We start from the raw sequence: 26,286 nt of genomic DNA, 5'->3' as shown, positions 1-26,286 counted from the left end.
GTTGCGGTTTTGGCGAAGCCGAGTTTTCGACACGCTTTAGCGGCCGCAGGACGAATCTCGACATTCCGCATCTTTGCGCCGCAAATGGCTGGGTCATTCTGCCGCTCCCGCCGCCGCGATCGCCCCGCAGGTCTTCAATCCCGTTACGATCTGCCGCCCTATGTTTGCTACCCGGGCATCGCTCATCGCCATGACGTTGTAATCCACCTTGAGTAGCAGGCGGCCGGCATGCTGGTAAGCGGTAAATTCAAGATGGTGGCTAGGCCTGCCATGCAGGGTGTCGAGCGAGAGCGGATTGATCGAGAAGCGGTCCGTGGAGGCGATGGCGATATCGCCAAGATAATTGAAGCTGGCGAAACACTGTCGCGCGCCTAACGTTTGGCGCCTCCCATCGGAGTGATAATGTTCATTACCAAAAGTGTGGGCGATCTTTTCGACTTTACGGCGATAGTCCCGCACCGCCTTGGCTCCGGCCGCCACGTCCAGGCCCCGTACATCGACGACGAAAGGACAGATGACGGTGAACCAGCCAAAGATGCCATCGGTGGACAATCCTCCAGGCGCCAAGCCGCGTCCATGACCCAGAACGTCGATTTTCTGACAAGAGGCGGGAAAGATCCTGTCGAAAGAGAGCAGGACGGCGGCCAGCAACCAGTCGCTGATATCCATCGAGGGATCTCGGGCGATCGTCGCCGATGGCGCGCCGATTTCGATATGCATGACGCTAAAGGCATCCTTCGTCGGAAAAGCCACGTCATCGCCAATCGGTTGCGGGCACTCGGCCCATGGTAAACGATCCCAGACGTCTGACGCGCGTTCCTGCGCCAGGAACTGCCCATATGCTCCGACCCAGTTTGGGTAGTCACTCTCCAATCCAGGCCAGTCGTAAACTTCCTGCGCGCTGTCCGCCTCCGACAAGTCCGCCAGCAAAAGGATCCAGGAAACCCGATCCACGCGGAACTGATGGCAGCTGACAACCATGCTGAGCCGATCGTTTTCTACCAAAAGGGTGGCGGCGACGATCCGCCTATTCTGCAACGAAATGCGGCTTTCACAGTCGGCCACGGCCTGCTGCGGCGTCATTCCGGCCGTGTGAACGGCGATATCCACAGGCGCGGAATCGTGCAGATGCCGTTCCAGCAGAGCCTTGAGAACAGAGCCGAGCCGGTCAGCGTCAGTGACCGGTCCTGAATAGTCGATCACGCAGGTCTGACACCAGCCGTCCAGATCGGGAATAGCGCGACTTTCCAGAAAATACCGGTTGGGAAGCGCCGCATACGCCCCTGTCGCGGCCGAACTCGCCGCAGGAGCGGCCTTAGCGGGCTGTTGGCCCGATGTCTTTATAAGACTGGCAATCGGCTTCTCGGAGATGACCTCTTCCAGGGCTAGTTTGATTCCCTGCCGTTTCAAGGCAGCGACCAACGAGAGCGCCTGAAGCGAATTCCCGCCATTTTCGAAGAAGCTGTGATTGATATCGAGACTGGCGCCCTTCAGCACTTTGCCTATCGCGGCCAGGATTGGCGCATGCTCAGGCTTACCGATCTCCGACGCCTGCAGTTTGTCACGGGCCATCCGCGCCAGCGTCTCCCGGTCGAACTTGTTGTTCCGCGTCAGCGGCAGCTTATCCATGAGCATAATCAAACGCGGGCGCTTGTGACTGTCTATACGCTCCACCAACGCCTTGCGGATCCCGGCCTCCGAGACATCTCCGTTAATGGGGACGACCGCAGCGACAACCTCATCCCCATCCTCGCCGACGAGGGTGAAGACGCAACAATCCGCCACGGAATCGAGCCCGAGAAACGAGGCTTCGACCTCAGCCAGCGACACTTTCAACCCGTTGACCTTAATAACGGAATCCTTGCGGCCAATGATGACCAACCGCATTTGATCGTCGTAGCGGGCAAGATCGCCGGTTGCATAGGCGCGCGCGGTGCCCGGCGCGCCCTCGCCCAGGGCAGTGAAACTGCCGGACGACGGAACGAGCATGGACGCAACGAGGTCGGAGATCAATGTCACCTCTCCCGCGACGCCGCTGACGGATATCCGATTGCCCGCGGCATCCCGCAACTCGGTAATCACGCCGGATACCGGATGCGACAAGGGCCAGAGGCCGGCATCCCGCTCTGCGCCCTGGTCATGAACGGCGAACATCGCCGTAGTGCATTCGGTCGGCCCATAGGCGTTGAATAATCGGGAGCCTTGCGGAAAAACGCTGTTGAACAGGTCGAGGTCGCCTGCGTAGATTTTTTCCCCGCCGATGACGATCCGTTTCGATTTCTGATAAGCGCCGAGCCCGGCGCGATGGAACTGGCGGAAATAAGGCGCCGTCATGTGCAGGACATCGATATTGTGCAAGGCAACGAAGTCCGCCACTGTCTCCATGGTGGAAAACCTGGGATTGACCGTGCACAGTACCCCATCATGAAACAGGGCGGAGAAGACATCCATAAGCCCTGCATCCCAGGCCGCCGAGGCAAGTTGCAGTAGTTTTTCCCCGGGCTTAAGTTGCACATAGGCCGCATAGTTGGCGATATGCTGGCGCAAGGCCGGCATTGTCTGCAAAATGGCCTTCGGCGCCCCGGTCGTGCCGCTGGTCAGGATGACATAATCAGCGCAACGGATCGGAAGCGCGATCGTTTTCCCTTGGTCGGAGATTCGAGGAGTATCCGGATTATTCGCCCACGGGGAAGCGGTAATAACGCAGGCCTTAGGCAGCCAGTCGCGCAGGTGCTTGATGGGCGCATCATCGCCAAGGTTGACCATGCAGTCAATTTTCAGCGCCGTCATCACCGGCTGCAACGGGTCCATCTGCATCTCGGGATCGACGAAGACCACACGCCGCGCGATCCCCATCACGGCAATCAAGGCGGCGTAGGCATCGGCGCCATGAGATGCGCGCAGAGCGACTCTCTTCCCTTCCATACCCGCCGCAGTCAGGTCGCGCGTGAGTGCGTAAACCCGGCGCTCCAGTTCACGCCAACGCCACTCTCCCGCTAGATCGACAGCGGCAAGATCATCCGGGTTACGGCGCAGTAGGCAATGATCAACCATCTCGGCATCCTCGTCATTTAGCGGCTCGGGCATGACGCCAGCGCATCGTCCAGAGCGCCGAAAAACTCATCCATATGCGACTCGACGAACGAGAGTGGCGGGGTAATCTTGACCGTGGCGCCATTGATGCCGCCGGTTCGCACGATAACCCCGTTCTTTAAAAGCCCGTCACCCACTTCAGCGGCCAGCGGCACCATCGCGGCGGAATCGGAGCCGGGTATCGCAACATCGAATGCCAGCATCAGTCCGGCGCCGCGAATGCCGCTGATGCGGCCGTCGCGGCTCGCCAGAGCTCGCAACCGCTCGACAAAACGCTCTCCGCTTCGCGCCGCACGCTCTGCGATATTGTCCCGCTTCTGCACCTCTAAAACCGCATTTGCCACCGCACACGCCAGCGGCATAAAAGTAAAGGTGGATGAATGTTGGCTGAAACCTAATACATCGATGATGTCAGGCGAGCCGGCCACCGCGGAAATCGGCATCCCATTGCCGAGGGACTTGCCGAGCACGATCAGGTCGGGGCATACCTGCTGCGATGCGACAAAAGGCCGGCCGGTACGGCCGAACCCGGTATAAATCTCGTCAAAAATGCTCAGCACGCCGAACTCGGCACAGGCCGAAACCATTTCACCCAGCATGGATGAAGGAATGACATGAATGCCTTCCGCAGCCTGAATCGGCTCGATAATGGCCGCTGCCGGCAACTGGTTTTGATTCTTGGCATCCTGCAAAAACTGCCGGAAAGCCAGACCCCATGCCTGACTATCGGCATGGGATTTTCCATCAGGTTTGAATAAAGAGAAGCAAGGATTGTCCCTGAGGCCTATGGCCAGCAGGTCCCGGAATTTTCCATTGGACGTGACGGAGAGCGCTCCCTGTGTCTTGCCGTGAAACGAGTTCGCAAAATAGAGAATCGATTCCCGACCCGTCTTCCTGCGAGCGATCTTCACCGCCACTTCAACCGCTTCGGCGCCAGTCACCGCCCCCATGATGGAGGCTTCGGGAAACGGTAGAAAATGCGCCAGCCTGGCGATCATCTCGTGTCGGAAAGGATTGTCGATGTTCCAGCCTGTGTGGATCAGTTTTTCGGCTTGAGACGTTAGCGTTGCAACGATGTCTGGGTGCTGGTGCCCTAAATTGACGGCGCCGCTGCCGCCTGTCATATCTAGAAAGGATTGGCCGCGGTCATCAAATAAGTGACAATCAAGCCCCCTGACGATGACAGGTGCGCCAGCTTGATGGCGCGACACGGATATGGATAATGCCTCTTGATAGGAACCGATTTCATTTTCCGGAAAAACATTCAGCATCTGATACCTCCTGCTCCAGCAAATAAATGCCCACAGAGCCTAAGGACGACCTTGAAAGCGGGACATTCGTCCCATCCGTTCGCTAGCTTTAGCGCAAAAATCACCCTAACATATAAAATTACCTTAATACATTAGAATTATTAAAATATTAAGTAATGTAAATATACTTCAAATTATTTAACTATCTCGGCCCCCTGAAAGGCTTCAAAAACGTGAGCGAAGTCGAAAAGATGGGTACGCGTGCAACTCTATACTTCATGCTGATTTAAGCAAAGATGCCCATAGGGCGGAGTGGGGACTTTGGAAAGCGTTTTCAGAGGCCGCCAGGAAGCATGCCGGTGAAGAATCTGTGGACATTTTGATCGATTGCGCCGGCATAGCACCGCTTGCCACATTGGAAGCGACCACCGAGGCCCTCTTTAACGAAGTCCTGTCTATCAACCTGGCTTCGATCCTCTTTCTGACCCAGGCTGCCTCGCCTCACATTCGGGAAAGCGGGCGGATAATCAACTTTTCGTCGGCGCTAACGCGTATCGCTGCTCCTACTAGGCGTTTATGCCGCGTCGTAGGGGCAATCAATGCATTGACCCTAACTCAGTCGTTGCGGCATTTTTGTTTACAGACGCTGAAAAATTTTAAGATCTCATATTCGCAATAGCGCCAGAGAAAATAAAAGCAATAAGGGCCACTTAATAGGCCCTTAACAACAAGATATTTATCAGGAAATAAAATTTGCACCTTGCTTTAATACCACATCACAGGCTTTGGTTTTAACCTTTTCGGCCAGCGGCGTATTCCCGATGCTATTCAGGTTCAACTGTTTTCCGTCGCTGGTATTCAGAAGACCAGCCAACCCTTGCGTATAGTCGGTCTGTTGTTGTTTCTCCTGCTGGGAAGAAAGACCAAGCTTATCCAGCAATTGTGTTTTAACGTTTTCTGTATTGGTTGCTGAAACCAGTTTTTGTTCCACGCAGTATTGCAGAATCCCAGCAGCGTTGTTCATATTGCCGGCACTCAGCGTCTGATTGCCGCCGTTGAGCAGCCCTGCCAGTCCACTCTGACTTGCGGATGAAGAATTATTCTGACCTAATTGACCAATCGCACTGGAAAGCGAATCCTGCAAACTTGCTGCCTGAACGTAGCCTGCCATCATAAAAATTGTCAAACCAACGGTACTCGCTACGCCTCTGATTGATTTCATTACTCTTTTACTCTCTATTTGACCGATATACGGAAAAAATACAGCGTTGTATGTTACATAAAAAGCAGAAAGCTCTGCATTTTGCATATGAATATAAAGAAAAAAGAGTGTTGTCCATCCATTCAGCTTTAATTGGCTGGAGCGTCCGTCCATGGCGATCCAACAGGGGAGGATTTATCCTCACCGGTTTTGGTAACTCCCGGTCTGCAAACCCCGTCTGGATCGCCACCATCAGACAGACCTGTGCAGTATCGATATGTCCGAACCAACATATGATTAGCACCCCGCGGACATTATCACCGCCCTGAAAAAGAAGGGCATCAATCTTGACAAGCAGCGCCATAATGGAAGAACGCCCTTCTAATGCCGCATGCCCGCTATAGCCTGCCAGGCAAGCCGCCGCTCACTGCGCGGATCGCTTTTTTCTCTATCAACAGCGTCGAAAATCCTGCTGCGCCGCGTAACCTCGTTGTATGCACCCCAACCGACCGGCAGTTCGTTGTACACACGGCACCCCGTGGTTTATCCGCACTGTAGAGGCCGAGCTGACTCAGGCCGCAATAAAATTACCCGTTATTTTTTTGCCACGGGTGAACACCTTGAAAAAAATTATGGTATGGTACGTTGCCGTACCGTAATAGATGTAAGGGTTATGTTTGATTATGATGGATATTGAAACAACACGCCCTGGTTCGCCGGGAAAAGCGCTGCGGGCCAAAGGAGCGGAACGGCTTAAAAAACTCACCAGCTCGGCAACCGAGCTATTTCTTGAACATGGTTATGAAGCGGCTTCCATGGATAGGCTTATCCAGCAGGTAGGCGGATCGCGGCGTAATATTTACGAGCGATTTGGCGGTAAAGAGGGACTTTTTACTGTGGTCGTCGCTGAAGAGTGCAAGAGACTGGCCGCCCCTCTTGAGTCGCTGGTTCTGTCTGATACCTGTATCAGGCAAACGTTGGAGAAATTCGGCCAGGAGCTTCTTCGCATTATTAAACAACCCCGCACGCTCGAATTACACCGCCTTATGATTGCCGAAGGTAAACGTTTTCCACATCTGTCGCGCGCGATCTGGCTCGCGGGCCATCAAAATGCCAAATCGATACTTGAGACCTGGATTCAGCGCCAGCAGGCTCAAGGCGCATTGCGGGAGGACCTTGATGCCTCGGCCCTGTCGTATGCATTTATCAATATGGTTACCGCAGCGACACAGATGCAGATGCTAACCGGCGGAGCGGAAACCACCGAGGAACAGGACCGCAACACGGTCGCCATAAGCGTCACCCTCTTTCTGGCTGCAACAACCAAGGATACAGACAATGAGTAAGATTAGCGCAAAGCAGTGGCTTGCTTATGCATTAGTCGCGTTTTTCGTGGTCGGCGGAATAGGCAACATCATCGCGCCCCAACCTATCGCGGATGATTACGCCAGATGGGGCTATCCCCATTGGTTTCACCTGGTGACGGGCTTTTTCGAGTTGGTCGCGGCCATTCTTATAGTAAGAAAAGCCAGCCGACTGGTTGGAAGCATTATTGCCATCGGCATCATGTTTTCAGCCGCCGCCACCGTTATTTACCACGGTGAATATACACATGCGATTGCCCCATTGATCGTTCTCACCTTATTGATTCTGTCCGTTTATCTTCACAGGAAGTGACGGACCCGCGGATCATCAGCATGTACTGACTGTTTGCCACCTAAAAAATCAGATGGAGATATCATGAGTAATACTCAGCCGATTGCGCTCGTTAGCGGCGCGACCAGAGGTATTGGTAAAGCAATAGCGCAGGGACTCGCTCAACGGGGAGTCAAAGTCCTGTTGGGCGCACGGAACTTACAGGCGGGACGTGAGGTTGCCGAGAGCATCGGTACGCAGAATGTTTCCATAGAGGCTGTTGAACTGGACACAACCAATCAGGCGACCATCGATAATCTGGCCGCGCTGATTCGGCAAAAATACGGCCGTCTGGATATTCTGATCAACAACGCCGGCATCAGTATGGATTTCTCCCCTGAACCACCCATTCGGGAGAAACTGTCGCGCACGCTTGAAACCAACGTGGTGGGCACCGCCGCATTGACGGACGCGATGATCCCGCTGCTGGAAAAGTCCGGGCAGGCGCGAATTGTCAACGTCTCCTCGATTCTGGCTTCTTTTACCAAACGTAGCCAGGCCGACTGGATTTATGCCGACGTTTACATGCCGACCTATCAGGCATCGAAAGCGGCGCTGAACGCCTTGACCCTCAGCTATGCCAGACAGCTGGCCGATCGCCATATCAAGGTAAACGCGATCTGCCCCGGTTTGACCGCGACCGACGCAACCCATCATTACGGCGATAGAACCCCTGAGGAAGCGGCGCAAGTCGCGATCAGGTTCGCGTTGCTGGACGATAGCGGACCGACCGGTACTTTCGCCAACGACGAAGGCGCCCTTGAATGGTAATGATTAAGTAGTTTGGAGAAACCGGCGCTTTAGCGGCGCATACCGCGTCGCTAAAGCGGAAAAAGCCTCTCCACGATAAAGTCAACGAATACCCGAATCTTGGGCGATAAGTGACGGCCCGACGGCCAAAGCACATGAAAAATCATCTCCTGCCGGTTGTAGTCGTCCAATACCGTTATCAGATTGCCTTGCCGCAGCTGCGAGCGCACCGCGATTTCCGGCACACAGGCGATGCCCAGCCCCTGCTCCGCGAAACAGACCTGCGGGTCTAAGCTATTGGTCACCATGCTGGCGGGCAGTTCGATGGCGGGCATACCGTCGGGACGCGACAATGGCCAGACATCCAGTTTGCCCGTACTGGGAAATCGATAGATCAGGCAGGCATGGTTTGCCAAATCTTCCGGCGTAAGCGGAATACCCGCCTTGTCGAAGTAGGCGGGCGCGCCCACGATCGTCCGGCGGCAAGCCCCCAGGCGGCGCGCGGTAAGCCGGGAATCGCTGGGCGTTCCGGTGCGGACGACGGTTACGATCCCTCGCGGCGGCAAGCATTATCGTCTTTGCCTGCGCGGCCTTGCTGCTTGGCGTTTGGGGTCGTCTGCCGCAGATGGTCTATCCCTCCGTGCTAATCTGGGGCCTCGCCTTCGGCGGCTTCGCCACCCTCACTCAGACGGCCTTGTCCCGCTTCGCCGGCGAATCGGTTGATGTGGCGCAATCCATGTACGTCACGGGCTGGAATATGGCCGTCGCCGCCGGCGGCGTTGCCGGAGGCATCTTGCTTGAACGGACCGGCTCTGCGTCCTTCGCGTGGGTTGTCATCGTCATTCTCGCGGCCGCTCTGCTGAGTACGGTGTTCGCCATGAACCGGGCGTTGTCGGGCAAGCGTTGACGTTTACTATCTGATACCGCCCCTGAATAAGTGCGGCGGTATTTCAATGATCGGGGAATATCCCTGCGTCACTTGGCGGGACGCTTCGATGATGCGCGCCGTGGGCCGTGTTCAACATCATCCCCTTCCCTACTTCGCTAGGTTGTCAATCACGAGCGAATGGATTCCTGATGATGAGGCCGTCTTCCAGGATTTGGCCGTGGTTCATGTCTTCGCTATACAAAATCTGGCACCCTGCCGTCTCGGCCGCTGCGACAATACAGGCATCATAAAACGAGAGCTGGTAACGTTCCGCAAGGTGGCGAGCGCGGTCATGCACCTCCATCGTCAATGGCACCACATCGCAGAAGCCGCGAACCAGCTCCAGAAAATTTCCGATATCTTCCCAGCTCATCGCCAACTTGCGACGGCATACGCTGGTCACCTCGTTGAGCACCTGAACACCGATCACCGGGTTGCTCTTCAACAATGCCTCCGCCCTGTCGGCTTTGACAGGATCCGCAGACAACAGGTACAGCACGACGTTACTGTCCAGGAACGGCCGTGATTTAGCCACGCCCGCTGGCCTCATCCCTGCTGAACTTGAAATCGGCCGGCAGCTTGCCGCGATAGCCGCGTAGCCGCTCCAGCAGCGCATCAGCGCCGGGCTTCTTGCGGACCGCAAACGTACGCGGGTCGTCCACCACGATCTCGATGTCATCGCCCTCACGCAGTTCCAAGGCCTCAACCAAAGCGGCCGGCAGCCGTATCGCCAGACTGTTGCCCCACTTTGAAACCTGCATAAATCGCTCCTGAAAAATATACATTTAAAAAATGTATATCCAGAGTTGAAGAATTGCAAGCCCCCCCACGGTTTCAACATTTATAGCGGTAAATGAAAACCCTGGTATCGACTCCAATTGTGCAATGGTTGTTTATATTAAATAGAAACCGAACAATTGGCCTATTTCCCCCAGTCTTGCAGCGTCAGCCCCGGCACGCGGATAAACCCCCGCACATTATTAGTCACCAGCACCGCGCCGGTCGCGATGGCGTGACCGGCAATGGCCGCGTCGTTGCCGCCGATCGGCGTACCGGCCGCGGCCAGCGCTATTTTGATCTCTGTGGCGGCGTCCACCGCGGCCCGATCCCAGGGCAGCATGGCATCAAGACGCTGACAAAAGGCCTCGACCAGCCCGCCGTGGCGCGGGGAGGCCTTTTTCCCAACGGCGCCAAAACGCATCTCGGCATAGGTGATGGCTGACACCACAATGCGATTTTTGTCCAGCACGCACTGTTGCAACCGGTTGATCACTGCCAGCGGCTGTTCGCGTATAATGAAGGAGCAGATATTGGTATCGAGCATATATAGCTGGCTCATAGTTCAAAGCGCCCGTCTTCCACGATGTCCGGGCGATCTTTCATAAAGTCGGCATCCGCTTTTTCTTCGCTCAGGAACGAGTTCCAACTGGGTTTCACCGGGCGTAGCACCAGGGTGTCGCCATCGCGAAAAATTTCCAGTTCGGTGACGCCGTCAAAATCCAGATCGCGGGGCAAACGGATAGCCCGGTTATTGCCGTTTTTAAATACTGATACAATTCGCATGGTTATACTCCTCGCGCCAAACCGGTCCTATGGAATAAACATATGGCTTACCTTATAGAGAGATCCAGTATAGGCATATGTTAGGCATATGCAAAGGATAGCATATGGCACACATTATTTCCCCGCAGGCTAACTAAAATGAGCGCTGTAAGTAGGGCTTCCCACCAAATTGGCGCTGCCGGCCGATACGACGGGCGGCGTCGATCAGGGCGGCGACGGCGGGCGTTTCCTCACGCGCAAACGCATAGAAGCGCGCCGCGGGCAGCGCCGGCCATTGTTCGTCCGGCCCCAATTCCCGCAGGCCCTCACGTAGCTGGCTGCGGGCGATAACGGTGACGGCAAAGCCCGACAAGGCGGCCGACAGACAGCCCGCCATGCTGCCGCTCTCGAACACGATGCGCCATGGCCGTTCCATCTTGCCCAGCGCGGCGATGGCGGATTCCCGGTAGATGCACGGCTCGGGAAACAGCGCCAGCGACAGCGTCGCTGCGCTCTCCGGCGTCTGGTCGGCGGCGTAGGCCCAGACCAGCGGCTCTTCCCACAGCAGTTCGCCTATTCCGTCCACGCGGCTGCACTGTTTGCCGAAGACCAGATCGATGCGGCCGTGTTCCTGCTGGCGCAGCAGATCGGCGGTGATGCCGACCTTAAGCTCAATGGCCGCCTGCGGGTGGCTAACGCGAAAGCGCTGTAGCGCCTGGGGCAGCCAGGCGGCGGCAAAGTCTTCCGACGCGCCGACCCGCAGGCGTCCACGCAGCGGCGCGCCGCGCAGTTTCGCCCTGGCCTCGCGTTCCAGATCCAGGATATTGCGGCCGTAGGTGCACAAGGTTTCGCCGGCCGGGGTCAATTCCAGACGGCGGGTGGTGCGCGCCAGCAGGGTCGACCCCGTCATCTGTTCCAGGCGCTTGATATGTCCGCTGACCGCCGACGGCGTCAGCGCCAGCCGTTCGGCCGCCGCGGCAAAGCTCCCGCTGTTCACCACTTCGAGGAAGGTGCGCAGCAGCACTATATCCAGCGGCTGGCCGTCGGCGGCGGGTAAGGTTTCCATGGCGGCTCCATTCAACGCAAAAAATCATCAATTGAACAACATTATTCGTTAATTACGATGAATAATCCAGCCAGACTCAAGGGGACAAAGCAAACCACAGGAGACGACGCTATGCCAACTCAACAGATCGCCACCACCTCCCGGCTCGATATTGCCTATCTGGAACTGAACCCGCACGGTGAACGGTCGGCAGTGCTGTTGCACGGCTGGCCGGATAGCCCTGCCAGTTGGAAGACGGTGGCGCCGATGCTGGCCGACGCGGGTTACCGCGTGCTGGCCCCCGCGCTGCGCGGATTCGCGCCTACGCGTTTCAGAGACGCGGCGACGCCGCGCAGCGGGCAGCTGTCGGCGCTGGGCCGCGACCTGCTGGAATTTATCGACGTGCTGGGACTGACGCGCCCGCTGCTGGTCGGCCATGACTGGGGCGCGCGGGCCGCCGCCAACGCCTGCGGTCTGCGCGACGGCGTCGCTTCGCATCTGGTGATGCTGTCCGTCGGCTACGGCACCAACGATCCGAATCAGACGATCAGCCTTCAGCAAGCGCGCAACTACTGGTATCACTGGCTGATGGCCACCCCGCGCGGCGCGCGCGTGGTACAGGAGGAACGCGAAGCCTTTGCGCGCCAGATGTGGGATACCTGGGCGCCGGCGGGCTGGTACGCAGACGCCGACTTCGACGAGGCCGCGCAGGCGTTTCAGGGCGACGACTGGGCCGAGGTCGTGCTGCATTCGTATCGCCACCGCTGGGGTTTTGTCGCAGGGGATCGGGCCTATGATCAGGACGAGGCCCGCCTGAATCCGGCTCCCGTGCTGTCGGTGCCGACCCTGGTGCTGCACGGCGGGGCCGATACCTGTAACCATCCCGATAGCTCGCTCGGCCGCGAGCATTTTTTTCAAGGCAGATACCAGCGACAGGTATTGGAAGGGATCGGACACTTTCCGCAGCGCGAAGCCCCGCAGCAGGTCAGCCGGGCTATCCTGCAATTTTGTCAGGCAGGGTAAGGCGCGCCCGGCCTATCAGTAAGCGTGCAGCAGCGCGTGACGAAACGACAGGATATGGGCTTCCACCGCGGCCTCCGCGGCGGCGGCGTCCTGCTGCGCCAGGGCGTCTATCACGGCGCGATGCTCCTCCACCACCTCCTGGCGGTGTTCTTCCCTGGATAGCGTGCTGGCCCAAAAGCGCTGCGAACGGGCGTGCAGCACGCTGAGGATATCGCTCAGCGTGCTGTTGCCGGCGATCTGCGCCAGCATCTGATGGAATAGATGATCCAGCGTCATCATCAATATCCGGTCGCGGGACTGACTGGCCTCGGCAATCTGCTGATTCAGATCGAGCAGTTCGGCGATATGCGCCTGCGTCACGCGCTGGCAGGCCAGCCGTATGCACAGCCGTTCATTGGTGAGGCGCACGTCGATCAGCTCCAGCGCATCGTTAATGGACAGCGGAGACACCATCACGCCCTTACGCGGGATCACCTGGAGTAACCCCTCGTTCGCCAGACGATGGATAGCCTGGTTGACCGGCGTCCTGCCCATATCCAGGTCATTCATCACCTGCGCGGTATTCAAATACTCTCCGGGCTTGTAATTTAACGTCACCAGCGACTGTTTAAATCGCCGGTAGGCCAGTTCGTTCTGCGACAGTCCGCTCTCCTCCACCGTCGGCAATACCTGATGCCGCTCCTCCACGCTCTTCACCTATAGCTCCTGCAACGAAAAAGTCTTTAGACACATAGTACACAAAACATGGCACGAAAATCGCTTAATACCGTAATGAAAGTCGTGTGAAATTTCACAATAATTTTAGCTGGAGCGGGGATTTTATGAAACTGGCCTTTAACTTAGCGGAGAAAAGCGGCGCTACGGCGCTGGAGGTTGATATCGATCGTCTGGTGATCGCCGGCTGGACCGGGCGCGATCGTCAGGCGGTTTTGCACCATATTCGGGAGTTGGAAGCGATCGGCGTGCCTCAGCCTAGTGCAATTCCGCTGTTCTATCGCGTGGCGGCGAATCAGCTCACGCAATCCCCGGTGGTTGAAGTGATCGGCGACGCCAGTTCCGGCGAGGCCGAACCGTTAATCTTCTCCCACGGCGGCGAGCTCTATGTTTCGCTGGCGTCGGATCATACCGATCGTCGGCTGGAAGCGCACAGCGTCGCGCTGTCGAAACAGCTGTGCGTCAAGCCGGTGGCGCGGGACGCCTGGCCGCTGCGCGAAGTCATCGAGCACTGGGACAGCCTGATTCTGCGCTCGTGGATCAAGGAGGACGGCGACTTCCGTCTCTATCAGGAGGGTACGCTGGCCGGCCTGCAACCGCCGATGACGCTGCTGCAACGCTATCTGGCGACGGACGCGCCCACCGCGGCGCAGGCTGACGGTCTGGCCATGACCTGCGGCACCATGGCGGCGATTGGCGGCATACGTCCGGCGGCGGAATTCCGCATGGCGCTGGTGGACGAACGTCTGAGCCGCACCCTCAGCCATAGCTATCGCAGCATTGAACTGCCGGTGGTGGCGTGATGGAAAAACTCACTTTACGACAGGCCGCCGCCGGGCTGGCGACGGGCGCGTTCACCAGCGTTGAGCTGACCGAGTCCGCGCTGGCGCGCATCGCCGACCCACAGGGCGAAGGGGCGCGCGCCTTTACCCAGCTATACGCCGATACGGCCAGACAACAGGCGCAGGCGGCCGACCAGCGGCGCGCGGCAGGGCATCCGCTCTCGGCGCTGGACGGCGTGCCGGTCTCCATCAAAGACCTGTTCGACGTCGCCGGCGAACCGACCGCCGCCGGTTCCCGAGTACTTGCGGCGGCGCCGGCCGCCGCAAGCCACTCCGCCGTGGTCTCTCGGCTCTTGCAGGCCGGCGTCGTGGTAGTGGGCAAGACCAATATGACCGAATTCGCCTATTCCGGCCTGGGGATCAATCCGCACTACGGCACGCCAGCCAATCCGTGGGATCGCGACGCGCGGCGGATTCCGGGCGGCTCGTCTTCCGGCGCCGCGGTGGCGGTGGCGGACGGCATGTGTTTCGGCGCGGTCGGCAGCGATACCGGCGGCTCGGTGCGCATTCCGGCGGCATTCTGCGGCCTGACCGGCTATAAGCCCACCGCCCGCCGCATTGATGACGCGGGGCTGCTGCCGCTGTCGCCGTCGCTGGACTCCATCGGCGTTATTGCGCACGGCGTCGCCGACTGTATCGCGCTGGACGGGCTAATCGCCGCGCAATCGCTGACGCCGCAGGCAAGACCGTTGGCGCAGGCGCGCTTTGGCGTGCCGCAAACGCTGGTGCTGGATGGACTGGACGACGCGGTCGCCGCGGCCTTCGATCTGACTCTGCGGCGTCTGGCGCAGGCGGGAGCGCGAATTGAAGCCGTGCCCTGCGCGGCGTTCGCCGAACTGGCCGCCATCAACGCCGCCGGCGGCTTCACCGCGCTGGAGTCATGGCGCTGGCATCAGTCGTTGATCGCCGGCCATGCGGACGAGTACGACCCGCGGGTGCTGTCGCGTATTCGTCGCGGCGCCGCGCTGGGAGAAAGCGATCGGCTGCTGCTAGCGCAGCAGCGCGCCGACTGGCAGCGACGCGTGAGCGCCGAAGTTCAGGACTACGATGCGCTGCTGATGCCCACCGTCCCCTTTATCGCCCCGACCATCGCCGAACTGGAGGCGGATGACGACGCCTATTTCCGCATCAACGGCGCGGCGCTGCGCAATCCTTCGGTAATCAATTTCCTGGACGGCTGCGCCCTTTCGCTGCCGTGTCAGCCGCCGGGCGATGCCCCGGTCGGGCTGATGGCGGCGGGATTGCCGCTGCATGACGACGCGTTGCTGGGGTGGGCGCTGTCGATTGAGCGTTGCCTTGCCGACGCCTAATTTTCCGGCGGCATCGCCGTCTTATTTGAGTTAACAGGAGAATATCCATGGCTATTTCCCCTTCCCCCAATGGAATGCTGCTGGTCGCCACCGATGTCGCCGCGCAGGATGAGGCGGATTTCAATCGATGGTACGATCGCGAGCATGTGGAAGAACGAGTACGCATCCCCGGTTTCCTCAGCGGCACGCGCTATCAGGCGTCGCAGGGCGGCCGCAAATATCTTGGCCTGTATAAAACCCTTTCCCTGGAGTGCTTTACCTCGTCGGCCTATCAGGCCGCCTTTACCCGCCAGACCGCCTGGTCGGAAACCAATCTGCGCCGCATGCGCGATCCGATGCGCCGGGTCTGCGCGGTGCAAGCCGTGACCGGACAAGGCACCGGCAGCCAGCTCAGCATACTGGCGCTCGAACCGGCGCCGGATAGCGCGCTGATCGATAGCGTTCTGCGTCTGGGGGAAACGCTGTCGGCCGAAGCGGGATTTGTCGCCAGCAGCCTGCTGTTGCCGGACGCCGCGCTGAGCACGCCGCTGCCCAACGAGTCCCGCGATTCACGCCCCATGCTGCCGCTGCTGTTGGTGGAAAGCAGCGGCCCCGCCGCCGGCGCGCATCTGAGCGCCCTGGCGAGCCGCGCATTGAACCTATCTGCCGATAACTTTCTGCACTACGCCTTCAATTGGCAACTTACCGCACAGGAGCTGAAATGATGAATACCGCTACCACCGAAACGGCGCCAGGGGCGTCGCCGCAGGAACAGACCGCCGCAACGCCGAATACCGGTAAGCTGGCCGCGGCCAGCTCCATCGGCACCGCGCTGGAATGGTATGACTTTACCGTTTACAACATTATGGCGGCGCTGATTTTCAATCATGTGTTTTTCCCGTCGTTCGACCCGCTGGTGGGCACCATTCTGGCGTTTTCCACCTATGCCGTCGGCTATGTTTCGCGGCCGATCGGCGGCATCGTCTTCGGCCACCTGGGCGACGTGCTGGGACGGCGTTTTGTGCTGGTCGCCACGCTGATCATCATGGGGGTGACCACGGCGCTGATGGGGATACTGCCCGGCTACGCCACCTGGGGGATCTGGAGCCCGCTGCTGCTGGTCACGCTGCGCTTTGTGCAAGGCATCGCGCTGGGAGGAGAATGGGCCGGCGCCGTCCTGCTGTCGATGGAGCACGGCAAGCCGCATCAGCGCGGGCGCAACGCCTCGTTCGCCCAGGTCGGGCCGTCCTGCGGCACGCTGATCGGCACCGGTATTATCACCCTGGTTACGCTGTCGATGTCGGCGGACAGTTTCCAACTGTGGGGCTGGCGCATTCCCTTTCTGCTGAGCCTGGTGCTGGTCATTTTCGGCCTGTGGCTGCGCCGCGGCGTCGGCGAGACGCCCGCCTTCCTCAAGCTGGAAAAAAACAAGGACATTACCCAGGCGCCGATCCGCGAGGTGTTCAGTCAATATCCGCGCTCACTGCTGATCGCCGGCGGGGCGCGCATCGGTTCCGACGTGCTGTACGCGCTGGTGGTGGTCTTTACCCTGACCTACGTGACGACGGTGCTGCACCTGCCGCGGCCGCTGGCGCTGACGGCCACCATGCTGGGAGCCTGCGGCAACGCCATCGCCGTGCCGCTGTTCGGTATGCTTTCCGACCGCTTCGGGCGTCGCCCGGTGTATATGGGCGGCGCGCTGGCGGCGGTGATCTGGGCGTTTGTCTTCTTCGTACTGCTGGACAGCGCGCAGCCGGTGCAGATCTGCATCGCGGTGGTGGTCGGGCTGCTGATTCACGCGGCGATGTACGGGCCGCAGGCGGCGTTCGTCACCGAGCAGTTTCCTACCCACGTACGCTACGCGGGGTCGTCGCTGGCCTATACGCTGGCGGGGATCGTCGGAGGCGGTTTCGCGCCGTTGATCATCACGTCGCTGTTCAGCGCTTACGGCGGTACGCTGGCGATCTCCCTGTATGTGTCGCTGGCGCTGTTTATCACCCTCTGGGCGGTGTGGGCCGCCAGGGAAACGGCGCATAAGCCGCTGTAGTCCGGCAACGAAAGCGGGCAAGGAGCGGAATTCAGTTATTCCCCAGCCGGGCTGGGGAATCCTGTGTTGATATAAGGGAAGGCGATCACTTTTTATGGTCGGCGATATGCCTGGCGGCAAGCCGGCCGGAGGTCAGCGCAAAACTGCTGGCGGAACCTTCGGCCAGCAGGTCATAGGTACTGTCGTAGAGACCGCCGATGTCCTGTCCGGTTACATACAGGCCGTTGATGGGGTCGCCGTTATCGTCAAGCGCCTGCATATGAGTATTCACCTTAACGCCGCCAAGGGTGAGGAAAAACGCCCTTAACCCTTTCAAAGCATAATAGGGGCCGTGCCGCGTATCGAATCTGACAAGGTGTTCGGGCTTGCGGCTAAAGTCCGGGTCATATTTATTATCGGAATACTGGTTAACTTTATTTATCGTTTCTTTTAATTTGGCCGGATCGACCTTTATTTTTTCCGCCAATGCTTCAATGGAGTCGGCCTTGAACGCATAGCCGGTTTTTAATCCCTTGGCGATGCCCTCATCCAAAGCAGTCATTTTTTGCCCCGGAACGACGATGGCGTTAAAAGGCGTGAGCGGCCCGCTATCAATCATCCGCTGTTTCATTTTTTCATCGAAAACGGAATACATAAGGCCATCGTTGGCGGTTAACGCATTGTAGACATCGCTGAAATTGGAGCCTGCCGATTCATTATAAAAACGTTCGCCATGCTTATTGACCCAAAGAAATGGCTGACTCAATGCGGCGCGCGCCTGCTTCATATGGTCGGGGCCCATAAATTGGTAAATGGCGGGTTCATCATCCAGATAAGGACTATTTCCGGCCAATGTTCCCATACCGGCCAGCGCCGCTTTCGCGCTGAGAGCCATATTGATGCCGTCTCCGGCGCGTCCGTCGACCTCCGGCCCTCTGTACATCACTTTTTCCATTCCCCGGGTATTAATATCCGGAACATATTTAGCCAGCATCTCTTTATTGCTGGCAAATCCGCCGGTGGAAAGAACGACATTGCCGGCGTTAAAGATTATCGTTTCCCCGGCGGAATTTTTAGCGGCGACGCCTTTGATACCGCCCTGTTCGTCAAACAAGAGTTTTTGCGCCGGGGTTTCGGTAAATATCTCCCCGCCCTTCTGTTTAAAAGTAGTCGCTAATACCTTGATGGCGGCGGAGCCAGAGCCTTGATAAATATGCCATGTATAAAGCGATTTTTCCGCAGGAAAGGTTGTCTTGATCCCTTTAAACTTAACGCCGATATCTTCAAGCCAGTCAATGGTTTCGCCAGAATGATTAAGCAGCGTGCGAATAACCGGGGCATTGACGCGCCAGTGATGGAACTCCATGACGCGTTCAAAAACTTTCTCCGGCGTAATATTGATTCCTTCTTTCTTTTGAATTCGCGTGCCTATTCCCAGCGATCCCTCAGGATAGTTTCCCGCCCCGCCGATGATGGCCATCTTCTCCAGAACGATGGTTTTGACGCCGTTTTCCTGAGCGGTTACCGCCGCGGCAAGACCGCTGAGTCCGCCGCCGACGATGACGACATCGGCGTCGATTACCTGTTCGGCGATACTTAGCGGAGACAATAAACATAAACCGATACACCATGCGCTGTATTTGGCTGTTTTTTTCATAATATGGTCGCCTCTATGGTTATAAATAACTTATTGGCGCTATGGTTATAATTGACTTATTAAATAATAAATGTGATAGATGAGTCATATAATTTAAATCAACCAAATAGTCCAGAAGCGAGCAATAAATATAAAATAAAAAAACTTCAATCATTACGCCAATAAACAAGTTAGTTTAATTAATCTTATAAAGAAGAATAATATTATATTTTCCGCCGTCGCGGTTATGTAGCGTTATTGTTGCTTAATTGTTCTCATAGCTAAAAAATTTGCCGCGGCTTCCATATGATAATGATAATAATTAATCTTAAAAAAGATAGCTGATACACTGAGCGGACAAAAAACCATCTATCCTGAGGGAGAAGAACGATGTCCACACCCAACGAAGCCCCCAAGACGACGTACCGCCCGGCGCCCCCGCGGCTGGTGCAGGTTAAAGAGATTAACGACATTACCCCCGGTCTGCGCCGTATTACCTTCAGCGGCGAGAATCTGCACGACTACCCGCCGGAGTGCGAAGGCTGGCATCTGAAAATTCTGTTGCCCCGCGAGGGAGAGCTGAAGCCCGCATTACCCACCCTCACCCCGCAGGGGCCGCAGTGGCGGGAGAATGAGGTGCCGCCGTTTATCAGAACCTACTCGGTGCGCGCCATCCGCCTGGCGCAACGCGAACTGGATATTGAATTCGCCATGCACGACGGCGCCGCAGGTCCGGCGTTGAATTTCGCCCGGCAGGCGCGGCCCGGCGACTGGATAGGCATCTCCAATCCCGGCGGCCCCGACCCGATGCTGCCGGAAGCGAAGCACTATTTTATGGCCGGCGATCCCACCTCGCTGCCGGCGATCGCCGCCCTGCTGGAGAAACTGGCGCCCGAGGCGCAGGGCAAAGTCGTTATTCGCGTGGATAACGAAAACGATACGCTGGATCTGCGCAAACCGGAGGGCGTGGAGGTCGTCTGGCTGGCGGGGGATATTTCCCTGACGGACAGGCTGGTGGATACCTTTACCTCCTGGGCGTTACCCGCTCAGGACGTCACTTTCTGGATTGGCGGCGAAGACCGGATAATCAAAGCGCTGCGTCGTTATATCCGCCGGGAAAAGGGCTACGACCGTCAGCGGATCTACGCCATTCCCTACTGGCGCCACGGCTATGATGAAGAGCGTTATCACGATTTGCGGCATGAGATTATGGATAGTCAGGAGTAAGCCCCAAAGGCGCCCCCCCAGCGGGGCGCTAGAGATTACTGATAAACCCGCTCTGACATAGTCATTCCCGAGGTAAAATACACCCGGTCATCCCCACGACAGTAGGCGGTTTTGATAAATCGTCTTAGATAACAGGATGTGGTTTTTAAAAGATTTTCCTTCGCGTAAAAAATCGCGCTGAGGTGGGCGTGACCGCCGGGTGAGCGACAGGACGTCGCGAAAGCCAGTGCCGCGCCGGGAGCGCGTCAATGGCGGCCCGACCAGCGGTCACGAACGCCGAAGGCATCGCGTAGCGACGCGATTTCGCGAAAAGCCCGGGGCCACGGGGCGGCGGCGACTGAGCCGCCCCGTGTCGGGCGCGTTCTTCGACGGTCACAGAAATCGACTGAGGTTAGTGCGCACGAAACCCTCACTGCGCTTATAGAAATTCCTTCCCCAAATTTCTGGGGAGCCCCTACCCCGCCCACCGCCTATACCAGCCTATCCTTACCTTCGGTCAGTAATCGCCGCCAGCCGTTAATAGTGGGATTTTTCATCAGCGAGATAAAATCGACCTCGTGCCCTTCACTGCGCCAGTGGGCGATCAACGACATAATGCGCACCGAATCCAGACCGTATTCGAGCAGGTTTTCATCATCGCCGATCTCCTCGCCGTCGGCGTCGAGCTGCGGCAACAGCAGCTCGCGCAGGCGCGCTTTATCCCAGACCGGCGTCATGGTGTCCCGCGCAGCAACCGGACTCGCGGGGTTCTCCGTATCCGGCGGCGGTAGCAGCGACTCCAGCGGCAGCTGAGCCGCCCGCTTTTCCGCCAGCCGGGCAAACGCTTTGGTAAGGGCTGCGACGATCAGATCGACCCTTGCGGCGTCATAGTGCTGCGAGCGGTAGCTCATCAGCACGCGTATCGACGTTTCGCCGGCGATAATCTCTTCCATCACCTCGAACTGCAGACCCAGCAGCGATTCGCTCTTTTGCGGATCCACCTGTCTGAAAGAGACGCGGCTCCCGTCTTGCAAAGTAAAACAGCCGTTCAGTTTGTTCTTGGCGTGCAACTGGATAAATACTTCGAATATATGCCGGCCGTCCGGGCCATCCCCGTCCGACAGCGCTTCTTCAACCAGGTCGATGGGAACGTCGCTGTAAGGCAGGGAGAGGTTGATATTGTTCTTCACCTGTTCGATAAGCGCGGCCAGCGTCATTCCCGCGCTGAAACGCAGGCGGTGCGCCGCCACCGTGGTGAAATAGCCGATGGTGTCGAAGAAGCGGGCGTCGTTGCGCCCGGACGCCGAGGTGCCGATAACCAGGTCGTCCGGCGCGCCCAGGGCATGGAGCGCGGCCGCGATGCCGGCATACGCGACGTTGAACAGCGACGCGCCCTGTTCGCGAGCCAGCCGGTACAGGCCGTCCGCCACCGCTTGCTCCACCTTCAGTTCCACCCACCCTCCGGCGCTGGAGGATGAGGCGCCGCCGTTCTCCGCCGGATCGGCGACGGCAAACAGCGGTTTGCCGCGCGCTACGCCGCGCAGGCTCTCGAGCCAATAGTCAAGGTGCGCCTGATTAAGGCCCGCCTTATGCTGTTCGATGGCGAACTTATGGAACGGCGCCGGCCGGTTATGCCATACCGGCGAGCGGTTCGCCGCCCGGTAGGGATAGGCGTGGGCCAGTTCGTCCATCAGCAGATTGACGGACCACTCATCCAGCACGATGTGATGGAACAGCAGGGAGAGGATCTGCTGCCCGCTTTCGTCATCGCGTATAAACCTGACGCGCAGCGGCAGTTCCGCCGCCAGGTTGAAGCGGTGTCCGGCTTCCTGCGCCAGCGCCGCACGCCAGTCGCGCGCCGCGCTTTGGTGCGAATACCCGAACCACGGGTAATGGGGCAGATCGTCGAGCGAGACGATACGCTGCCGCACCTCGCCCTGCGCCTCGTCAAACAGCGTCCGCAGGCCGCTATGCCGTTCCAGCACGTCAAGCAGCGCCTGCCGGAACGCCGTCTCATCGACCGGGTCGAGAAAACGCAGGGCGAAGGGAATATTGAAGATGTCGCCGAAATCAAAGGCGGCGTAGGCTTTCCACAGCGATTGCTGCGCCAGCGACAGCGGCGCGTCCGCAGCGTCGCCGTGCGCCGTTTGCGCGGCGGGGGGCGCGGCGCTCTGTCCGTCGCCGCGCCGCGCCAGGGCGGCCAGCCCCCGGGCGGTGGGATGGCTGAACAGATCGTTGATATGGATTTCGATATCGCGCCCGCTGAGCAGCCGGCCGATCACCCGCGTGGCGATGAGCGAATGGCCGCCAAAATCGAAAAAATCGTCATCCAGGGTCATCCGCGGAGACGCCAGCGCCTCACGAAACTCGGCGAGGATAAGATCGGCTATCCCGGCCTGCTGCGCCCCGTCCGACGCCGGCGGTACGGCGGGCGACGCCTCATCCTCCCGCGGCCCTTCCCCTGCGGCGGCGGGCAGGTCAACGGCCGCTGACGCCGCCGCCTCCGGCTCCGCCAGCCAGGCGACAAACCGTTCGAGCAGAAAGCCGCCGATATGGGGCGAAACCCGCGGCCCGGCGATCAGCTCCAGACTCAGCGTCTCCCCCGGCCCGTCGCCGACGGCCAACGCCAGATCGACGGAACAGCGCGCCGGGGGCAAGGGGATGCGCACGGCGGCGACGCCCTCCAGGCGCAGCGACGGCGAAGGGTCCAGCAGCCGGATTACCCGCACCGGGGCGTCCGACGCGGCGGCTGGCGTTTCGTTGCGCTCCCCGACGGACGCCAGACTAGCCTGCGCCTGCGCCACCCTCTCGCGCAGCGGCCTGCCGTTATGGCGCACCCTCACCTGCGCTAATCGCTCGTCATCCGCCTCCTGCTCCGCTCCCGCATCGGCTAAAGGCAGGCCGACCGTTATCTCCTCCCCCGCGCCGGCCGTCGAAAGATAGCAGCCGAACAGTACCGCCAGCGCCGTCAAGCGGGATGGCGGCTCGCCGTCCGGCGGCATAAACGGCGCCAGCCGCGCGGCGTCCAGCGTGGCGCCGTAACGCGTCGCCGCGCAGGTATGCCGGGAGCGGGATTGCCCGAAGTCGACGATCTCTCCCGCGCCGCGCGCTTCGTCGCGGTACAGTCCGGGCAGATTGATACGTTCGCCCCGGTTCGCCAGCCAAATCCCCTCGGTAAGGCCGTCCCGGGCGGCGGGCCGATGATGCGCCGGCAACGGTCGGCCGTTGTAGATGGCGCTCAGCGCGGTGAGTATCTGCGTCCACGACAGCTGTTTTCCCAGGATAGCGTGCGCCACCGCCCCCAGAATCACGCCGTGCGGCCCACCGACAAACAGCAGGAAACGCACCGGCGGCTCAAGGTGCAGTTCACAGGGCTTCTCCTGCTCCCGCAGCAGGGCGGCGACGGCCTGTTCCTCGTCGGCGATCGGTTCGATGGCTATCGGCTGTATCCGCGGGCTGACGGAGAATTTGCGCAGTTCCCCCTGCTCATCAAAACGGTATCTGACGTTAAGGCCGGGCACTTCTCTCAGCACCGCTTCCAGGGCGCCGGCCAGCCGGCCGAGCCGGACCTCCGGGCCGAGCCGCCAGGCCAGCGCCGACTGGTCGGGCGTATACTGATATTGCTGATGGCGCAGCCACGCCCGCTCTTCAAACGGCGTCAGCGGCCGTCCGTCGCCCTGCTTCTCATCCGCTATGGCGCCATCGTCGCCGGCCGGGGTTTTGCGCGCCTTATCGTCAACCGTGCCGTAGTTAAAATCGTCCGTCACTGCGTCCTCCTCCCGTCGCTGCGGCCGCGCTAGAACGTCAGTTCGAGAGAGGCGCCGATCAACCGGTCGGGCTTGACCTCGGAGAGGTAGGCCACGCCTCTGGAACTGCCGTAGTAGGACATGACGCTGTCGTCATGGTCGAACAGGTTCTGCGCGAACAGCGCGGCCCGTCCCTGTTTGAAGGTGTAGGCAAGCTGGAGATTGGTGGTCCAGTACGACGAGATCCGCCCCCGCCGGTCGTTGTCATTGTTGGAATAGTAGGAGTCCGAGTAGGCCACGTTGCCGCTCAGTTCGAAGCCGCGCGCGAAGCGATACCTGGCGCCCAGGTTGGCGGTATAGCCCGGCGCCCGCGCCAGCTTGTTTCCCTCCAGTTCGCTGCCGGAAAAGCTCTCGATCTTTGACTTCAACAGCCCGACCGAGCCGAACAGATCGAACTCCCACGCCGGGGTCCAGCGGGCGCCCAGCTCGGCGCCATAGGTCTTCACCTTATCGGCGTTCAGGATCACCGAGGAGCCGCTCACATCGACGGGAAGCTGCATATCCTTGTAATCGTTATAGAAAATATTGGTGGTCAATTCGACATCGCTGTCTTTCAGCTGATGGCGGCTAAAGAGCTCATAGTTCCAGACGTACTCCGCATCATAGGTGTAGCTGACGAAAGGCGCGAGGAAGGTCATGCCGGCGCCGCCGGCGTTGTAGCCGCGCGCGATGCGGCCGCCGTATGCCTGTCCGTCCCGCGGCTTCCACACCACTTCGGCCTTGGGCAGGAAGACGTTATAGGCCCTGTCGAAATCGATCGCCACGTTGCTGCTGCCGCCTTGCCGCCGCCGCTCCTCGCGTTCAAGGCGTCCGCCCAGCGTCACGTCGACCTGCGGAACCACGGCGTAGGTGGCCTCGGCGAAGGCCGAGAAGGATTCGGTCCGGTCATCGAAGGTATTGACGCCGCCGTAGTACGCGTCGAAATTGAGCCATTCGTCCTGCGTGGAGTAGAAATAGCGCAGCCCGGCCAGCGCCCGCAGCCTGTCTTCGCTGCCGCCGAAACGCGCCAGGGGTTCAAGCTGGAACTCCTTGCCGTCGATGTTCGCGGACTGCAGGCCGTTCGACGTCAGACGCTGATTGTCGAAATCCGTATACAGCAGCTTGTTCTCCAGTTGCAGGCTGTCGGACGCCTCCCAGGCGATATCCCAGATGCCGCTGGTGGACCTGGTTTCGAATACCGGCCTGGTGGTCTCGAAGCGGACGCTGCTGGTCGCCTCGTTCTGCGGCGCCCGAGTGTCGTAGTGGTTAAGGGAGAGCTTGGTGGTCAGTTCGGGCAGGGCGGCGGGATTGTACAGCAGCTTGGCGCGGGAGGTGGTCACCTCTATTTCCCGCGGATCGCCGACCGGCGCATAGGCGGTGAGATCGGCGGCGCTGCGCCGCCGCTGACGGTCGACGCTGACGCGGAACGCCAGCTCATCGTCGACGAGGGGACCGGAAACCATCGCCGCCGTCTGCGAATAGTGCCGGTTGCCGATGCCCCCCTTCACCGCCTGCTCCCAGTGGAACGTCGGGTCCTTCGAGGTGATCAGCACGGCGCCGGCGATGGAATTGCGCCCCTGGAGCAGGCTCTGCGGACCGCGGAACACCTCGACCCGCTCAATGTCCCACATCGACTGGGGGCCGAAGGCCAGTTCATTGTAGGTGAGCGAGCGGCCGTCCACCGCCATATTCAGGCGGGCGCGCGATCCGTTGAGAAAAGCGTGGGCGCCCTGCGCCGGTCCGGTGCCGTCGATGCCGCGCACGGTGGGCAGATCGTTGCCGATGCCGGTATCGACGACGTTCGAGGTCATCTTGAGCAGGTCCGACGCCACGGTAACTCCCGGCGTCGATTCAAGCCTGCGGGAGTCGTAGACCTCCACGCTGGAACCGGTATCGTAAATCGAGCGGTTGACCTTCTCGCCGGTAACCACGATGGCGTCCGTTTCCTGCCGCGGGGCCTGCGACCAGGCGGCGGCGTTCCCGTCGCTTTCCTCCCTCTCCTCTTCGAGGGCGGCCCTGGCGTCGGACAGGGGCAGGACGGCGGAACCCAGCAACAGGGTAGCGACGGAGCCGACGACGCGTAAACTGACGCCCTCTCTTTTACTCTTCGCCGCGTTATGCCGCAGAGTCGCGTGTAACCTACTCATCAATAACCCTCCTTTAGCAAAAGTGCATAAAATCTGTTCTACTCACATAGAAAAAAGGTGATTTTCACTTTGCAAACGGCATCTGGCATCCGGTACGACTCTGTAACACGCGTT

General features: G+C 59.3%; 24 protein-coding genes. 11 read left to right on the top strand and 13 right to left on the bottom strand.

The window, feature by feature from the left end; genetic code table 11:
• Positions 1–93 precede the first annotated feature (93 nt).
• Complete coding sequence (locus tag DDT56_RS13660; RefSeq protein ID WP_136166984.1) at positions 94–3,087, bottom strand: AMP-binding protein; 2,994 nt, start codon at positions 3,085–3,087, stop codon at positions 94–96.
• Positions 3,072–4,364, bottom strand: coding sequence for an aspartate aminotransferase family protein (locus DDT56_RS13655; RefSeq protein WP_136166983.1), 1,293 nt, complete (start codon positions 4,362–4,364; stop codon positions 3,072–3,074). Before DDT56_RS13655 ends, DDT56_RS13660 begins: the two co-directional genes overlap by 16 nt.
• Positions 4,365–4,614: 250 nt before the next feature.
• Here DDT56_RS13655 and DDT56_RS25210 point away from each other — a divergent pair, with 250 nt between their 5' ends.
• Positions 4,615–5,022, top strand: a complete 408-nt coding sequence (locus DDT56_RS25210; RefSeq protein ID WP_136167010.1) for an SDR family NAD(P)-dependent oxidoreductase — start codon at positions 4,615–4,617, stop codon at positions 5,020–5,022.
• Between the two features lie 60 nt (positions 5,023–5,082).
• On the opposite strand, the gene DDT56_RS13645 is transcribed toward DDT56_RS25210, so the two are convergent.
• Positions 5,083–5,565, bottom strand: a complete 483-nt coding sequence (locus DDT56_RS13645) for a YjjA family protein (protein WP_136167009.1) — start codon at positions 5,563–5,565, stop codon at positions 5,083–5,085.
• A 662-nt stretch (positions 5,566–6,227) separates the two neighbouring features.
• Between DDT56_RS13645 and DDT56_RS13640 the strand changes: the two genes are divergently transcribed.
• The 3 genes from DDT56_RS13640 (at position 6,228) to DDT56_RS13630 (ending at position 8,010) form a co-directional block, all read left to right on the top strand.
• On the top strand, positions 6,228–6,890 hold the full coding sequence (locus DDT56_RS13640; RefSeq protein ID WP_210417027.1) for a TetR/AcrR family transcriptional regulator: 663 nt from the start codon (positions 6,228–6,230) through the stop codon (positions 6,888–6,890).
• A complete protein-coding gene (locus DDT56_RS13635; RefSeq protein ID WP_136166982.1) occupies positions 6,883–7,221 on the top strand; it encodes a DoxX family protein in 339 nt (112 codons plus the stop codon). Before DDT56_RS13640 ends, DDT56_RS13635 begins: the two co-directional genes overlap by 8 nt.
• Positions 7,222–7,284: 63 nt before the next feature.
• On the top strand, positions 7,285–8,010 hold the full coding sequence (locus DDT56_RS13630) for an SDR family oxidoreductase (RefSeq protein ID WP_136166981.1): 726 nt from the start codon (positions 7,285–7,287) through the stop codon (positions 8,008–8,010).
• 50 nt (positions 8,011–8,060) lie between these two features.
• Here the strand turns inward: DDT56_RS13630 and DDT56_RS13625 are convergent, their stop codons facing one another.
• On the bottom strand, positions 8,061–8,555 hold the full coding sequence (locus DDT56_RS13625) for a LysR substrate-binding domain-containing protein (RefSeq protein WP_136166980.1): 495 nt from the start codon (positions 8,553–8,555) through the stop codon (positions 8,061–8,063).
• 26 nt (positions 8,556–8,581) lie between these two features.
• Between DDT56_RS13625 and DDT56_RS13620 the strand changes: the two genes are divergently transcribed.
• A complete protein-coding gene (locus DDT56_RS13620; protein WP_210417026.1) occupies positions 8,582–8,896 on the top strand; it encodes an MFS transporter in 315 nt (104 codons plus the stop codon).
• A gap of 145 nt (positions 8,897–9,041) precedes the next feature.
• Here DDT56_RS13620 and DDT56_RS13615 read toward each other — a convergent pair whose 3' ends face one another.
• From DDT56_RS13615 to DDT56_RS13595, 5 genes are all read right to left on the bottom strand, one after another.
• Positions 9,042–9,452 (bottom strand): PIN domain-containing protein, encoded by a 411-nt coding sequence (locus DDT56_RS13615; RefSeq protein ID WP_246856778.1) that lies wholly within the window; start codon positions 9,450–9,452, stop codon positions 9,042–9,044.
• Positions 9,445–9,678 (bottom strand): AbrB/MazE/SpoVT family DNA-binding domain-containing protein, encoded by a 234-nt coding sequence (locus DDT56_RS13610; protein ID WP_136166978.1) that lies wholly within the window; start codon positions 9,676–9,678, stop codon positions 9,445–9,447. Before DDT56_RS13610 ends, DDT56_RS13615 begins: the two co-directional genes overlap by 8 nt.
• A gap of 161 nt (positions 9,679–9,839) precedes the next feature.
• Positions 9,840–10,256, bottom strand: a complete 417-nt coding sequence (locus tag DDT56_RS13605; protein WP_136166977.1) for a type II toxin-antitoxin system VapC family toxin — start codon at positions 10,254–10,256, stop codon at positions 9,840–9,842.
• Positions 10,253–10,480 carry a type II toxin-antitoxin system VapB family antitoxin gene (gene vapB, locus DDT56_RS13600; protein WP_136166976.1) on the bottom strand — a complete coding sequence of 76 codons (228 nt, stop codon included), beginning with the start codon at positions 10,478–10,480 and terminating at the stop codon, positions 10,253–10,255. Before vapB ends, DDT56_RS13605 begins: the two co-directional genes overlap by 4 nt.
• Positions 10,481–10,613: 133 nt before the next feature.
• Positions 10,614–11,525, bottom strand: a complete 912-nt coding sequence (locus DDT56_RS13595; RefSeq protein WP_136166975.1) for a LysR family transcriptional regulator — start codon at positions 11,523–11,525, stop codon at positions 10,614–10,616.
• Positions 11,526–11,636: 111 nt separating this feature from the next.
• Between DDT56_RS13595 and DDT56_RS13590 the strand changes: the two genes are divergently transcribed.
• Positions 11,637–12,527 carry an alpha/beta fold hydrolase gene (locus DDT56_RS13590; RefSeq protein WP_136166974.1) on the top strand — a complete coding sequence of 297 codons (891 nt, stop codon included), beginning with the start codon at positions 11,637–11,639 and terminating at the stop codon, positions 12,525–12,527.
• A 15-nt stretch (positions 12,528–12,542) separates the two neighbouring features.
• On the opposite strand, the gene DDT56_RS13585 is transcribed toward DDT56_RS13590, so the two are convergent.
• Entirely contained in the window at positions 12,543–13,223 is a 681-nt protein-coding gene (locus tag DDT56_RS13585) for a GntR family transcriptional regulator (protein WP_136166973.1), read from the bottom strand.
• Between the two features lie 125 nt (positions 13,224–13,348).
• On the opposite strand from DDT56_RS13585, the gene DDT56_RS13580 reads away from it, so the two are divergent.
• From DDT56_RS13580 to DDT56_RS13565, 4 genes are read left to right on the top strand one after another with little or no spacing between them, the layout of a single operon-like run.
• Positions 13,349–14,044 (top strand): DUF2848 domain-containing protein, encoded by a 696-nt coding sequence (locus DDT56_RS13580; protein WP_136166972.1) that lies wholly within the window; start codon positions 13,349–13,351, stop codon positions 14,042–14,044.
• Positions 14,044–15,393: an amidase gene (locus DDT56_RS13575; protein WP_136166971.1), complete on the top strand. Its 1,350-nt coding sequence runs from the start codon at positions 14,044–14,046 to the stop codon at positions 15,391–15,393. Before DDT56_RS13580 ends, DDT56_RS13575 begins: the two co-directional genes overlap by 1 nt.
• Before the next feature lie 53 nt (positions 15,394–15,446).
• Positions 15,447–16,097 (top strand): DUF4286 family protein, encoded by a 651-nt coding sequence (locus DDT56_RS13570; RefSeq protein WP_136167007.1) that lies wholly within the window; start codon positions 15,447–15,449, stop codon positions 16,095–16,097.
• Positions 16,097–17,419 carry an MFS transporter gene (locus DDT56_RS13565; protein WP_136167006.1) on the top strand — a complete coding sequence of 441 codons (1,323 nt, stop codon included), beginning with the start codon at positions 16,097–16,099 and terminating at the stop codon, positions 17,417–17,419. Before DDT56_RS13570 ends, DDT56_RS13565 begins: the two co-directional genes overlap by 1 nt.
• 85 nt (positions 17,420–17,504) lie before the next feature.
• Here the strand turns inward: DDT56_RS13565 and DDT56_RS13560 are convergent, their stop codons facing one another.
• The gene (locus tag DDT56_RS13560; RefSeq protein ID WP_136166970.1) at positions 17,505–19,055 is read right to left on the bottom strand and encodes an FAD-dependent oxidoreductase; all 1,551 of its coding nucleotides are present in this window, start codon (positions 19,053–19,055) and stop codon (positions 17,505–17,507) included.
• A gap of 369 nt (positions 19,056–19,424) precedes the next feature.
• Between DDT56_RS13560 and DDT56_RS13555 the strand changes: the two genes are divergently transcribed.
• Complete coding sequence (locus DDT56_RS13555) at positions 19,425–20,261, top strand: siderophore-interacting protein (RefSeq protein WP_136166969.1); 837 nt, start codon at positions 19,425–19,427, stop codon at positions 20,259–20,261.
• A gap of 470 nt (positions 20,262–20,731) precedes the next feature.
• Here the strand turns inward: DDT56_RS13555 and DDT56_RS13550 are convergent, their stop codons facing one another.
• Positions 20,732–24,007 (bottom strand): condensation domain-containing protein, encoded by a 3,276-nt coding sequence (locus tag DDT56_RS13550; RefSeq protein WP_136166968.1) that lies wholly within the window; start codon positions 24,005–24,007, stop codon positions 20,732–20,734.
• 29 nt (positions 24,008–24,036) lie between these two features.
• Complete coding sequence (locus DDT56_RS13545) at positions 24,037–26,172, bottom strand: TonB-dependent receptor (RefSeq protein WP_136166967.1); 2,136 nt, start codon at positions 26,170–26,172, stop codon at positions 24,037–24,039.
• Positions 26,173–26,286 lie beyond the last annotated feature (114 nt).

The sequence above is a fragment of the Brenneria corticis genome (assembly GCF_003115855.1).
Taxonomy (GTDB): Bacteria; Pseudomonadota; Gammaproteobacteria; order Enterobacterales; family Enterobacteriaceae; genus Brenneria; species Brenneria corticis.
Note: the sequence above shows the minus strand (reverse complement) of the source record. Positions and strands in the feature narration are given on the sequence as shown.

What these genes read in the sequence shown, in the direction of transcription:
- DDT56_RS13660 (WP_136166984.1), bottom strand. Translation starts at nt 3,087, where the DNA reads ATGCCCGAGCCGCTAAATGACGAGGATGCCGAGATGGTTGATCATTGC.
- DDT56_RS13655 (WP_136166983.1), bottom strand. Translation starts at nt 4,364, where the DNA reads ATGCTGAATGTTTTTCCGGAAAATGAAATCGGTTCCTATCAAGAGGCA.
- DDT56_RS13645 (WP_136167009.1), bottom strand. Translation starts at nt 5,565, where the DNA reads ATGAAATCAATCAGAGGCGTAGCGAGTACCGTTGGTTTGACAATTTTT.
- DDT56_RS13640 (WP_210417027.1), top strand. Translation starts at nt 6,228, where the DNA reads ATGATGGATATTGAAACAACACGCCCTGGTTCGCCGGGAAAAGCGCTG.
- DDT56_RS13635 (WP_136166982.1), top strand. Translation starts at nt 6,883, where the DNA reads ATGAGTAAGATTAGCGCAAAGCAGTGGCTTGCTTATGCATTAGTCGCG.
- DDT56_RS13630 (WP_136166981.1), top strand. Translation starts at nt 7,285, where the DNA reads ATGAGTAATACTCAGCCGATTGCGCTCGTTAGCGGCGCGACCAGAGGT.
- DDT56_RS13610 (WP_136166978.1), bottom strand. Translation starts at nt 9,678, where the DNA reads ATGCAGGTTTCAAAGTGGGGCAACAGTCTGGCGATACGGCTGCCGGCC.
- DDT56_RS13605 (WP_136166977.1), bottom strand. Translation starts at nt 10,256, where the DNA reads ATGAGCCAGCTATATATGCTCGATACCAATATCTGCTCCTTCATTATA.
- vapB (WP_136166976.1), bottom strand. Translation starts at nt 10,480, where the DNA reads ATGCGAATTGTATCAGTATTTAAAAACGGCAATAACCGGGCTATCCGT.
- DDT56_RS13595 (WP_136166975.1), bottom strand. Translation starts at nt 11,525, where the DNA reads ATGGAAACCTTACCCGCCGCCGACGGCCAGCCGCTGGATATAGTGCTG.
- DDT56_RS13590 (WP_136166974.1), top strand. Translation starts at nt 11,637, where the DNA reads ATGCCAACTCAACAGATCGCCACCACCTCCCGGCTCGATATTGCCTAT.
- DDT56_RS13580 (WP_136166972.1), top strand. Translation starts at nt 13,349, where the DNA reads ATGAAACTGGCCTTTAACTTAGCGGAGAAAAGCGGCGCTACGGCGCTG.
- DDT56_RS13575 (WP_136166971.1), top strand. Translation starts at nt 14,044, where the DNA reads ATGGAAAAACTCACTTTACGACAGGCCGCCGCCGGGCTGGCGACGGGC.
- DDT56_RS13565 (WP_136167006.1), top strand. Translation starts at nt 16,097, where the DNA reads ATGAATACCGCTACCACCGAAACGGCGCCAGGGGCGTCGCCGCAGGAA.
- DDT56_RS13560 (WP_136166970.1), bottom strand. Translation starts at nt 19,055, where the DNA reads ATGAAAAAAACAGCCAAATACAGCGCATGGTGTATCGGTTTATGTTTA.
- DDT56_RS13555 (WP_136166969.1), top strand. Translation starts at nt 19,425, where the DNA reads ATGTCCACACCCAACGAAGCCCCCAAGACGACGTACCGCCCGGCGCCC.
- DDT56_RS13545 (WP_136166967.1), bottom strand. Translation starts at nt 26,172, where the DNA reads ATGAGTAGGTTACACGCGACTCTGCGGCATAACGCGGCGAAGAGTAAA.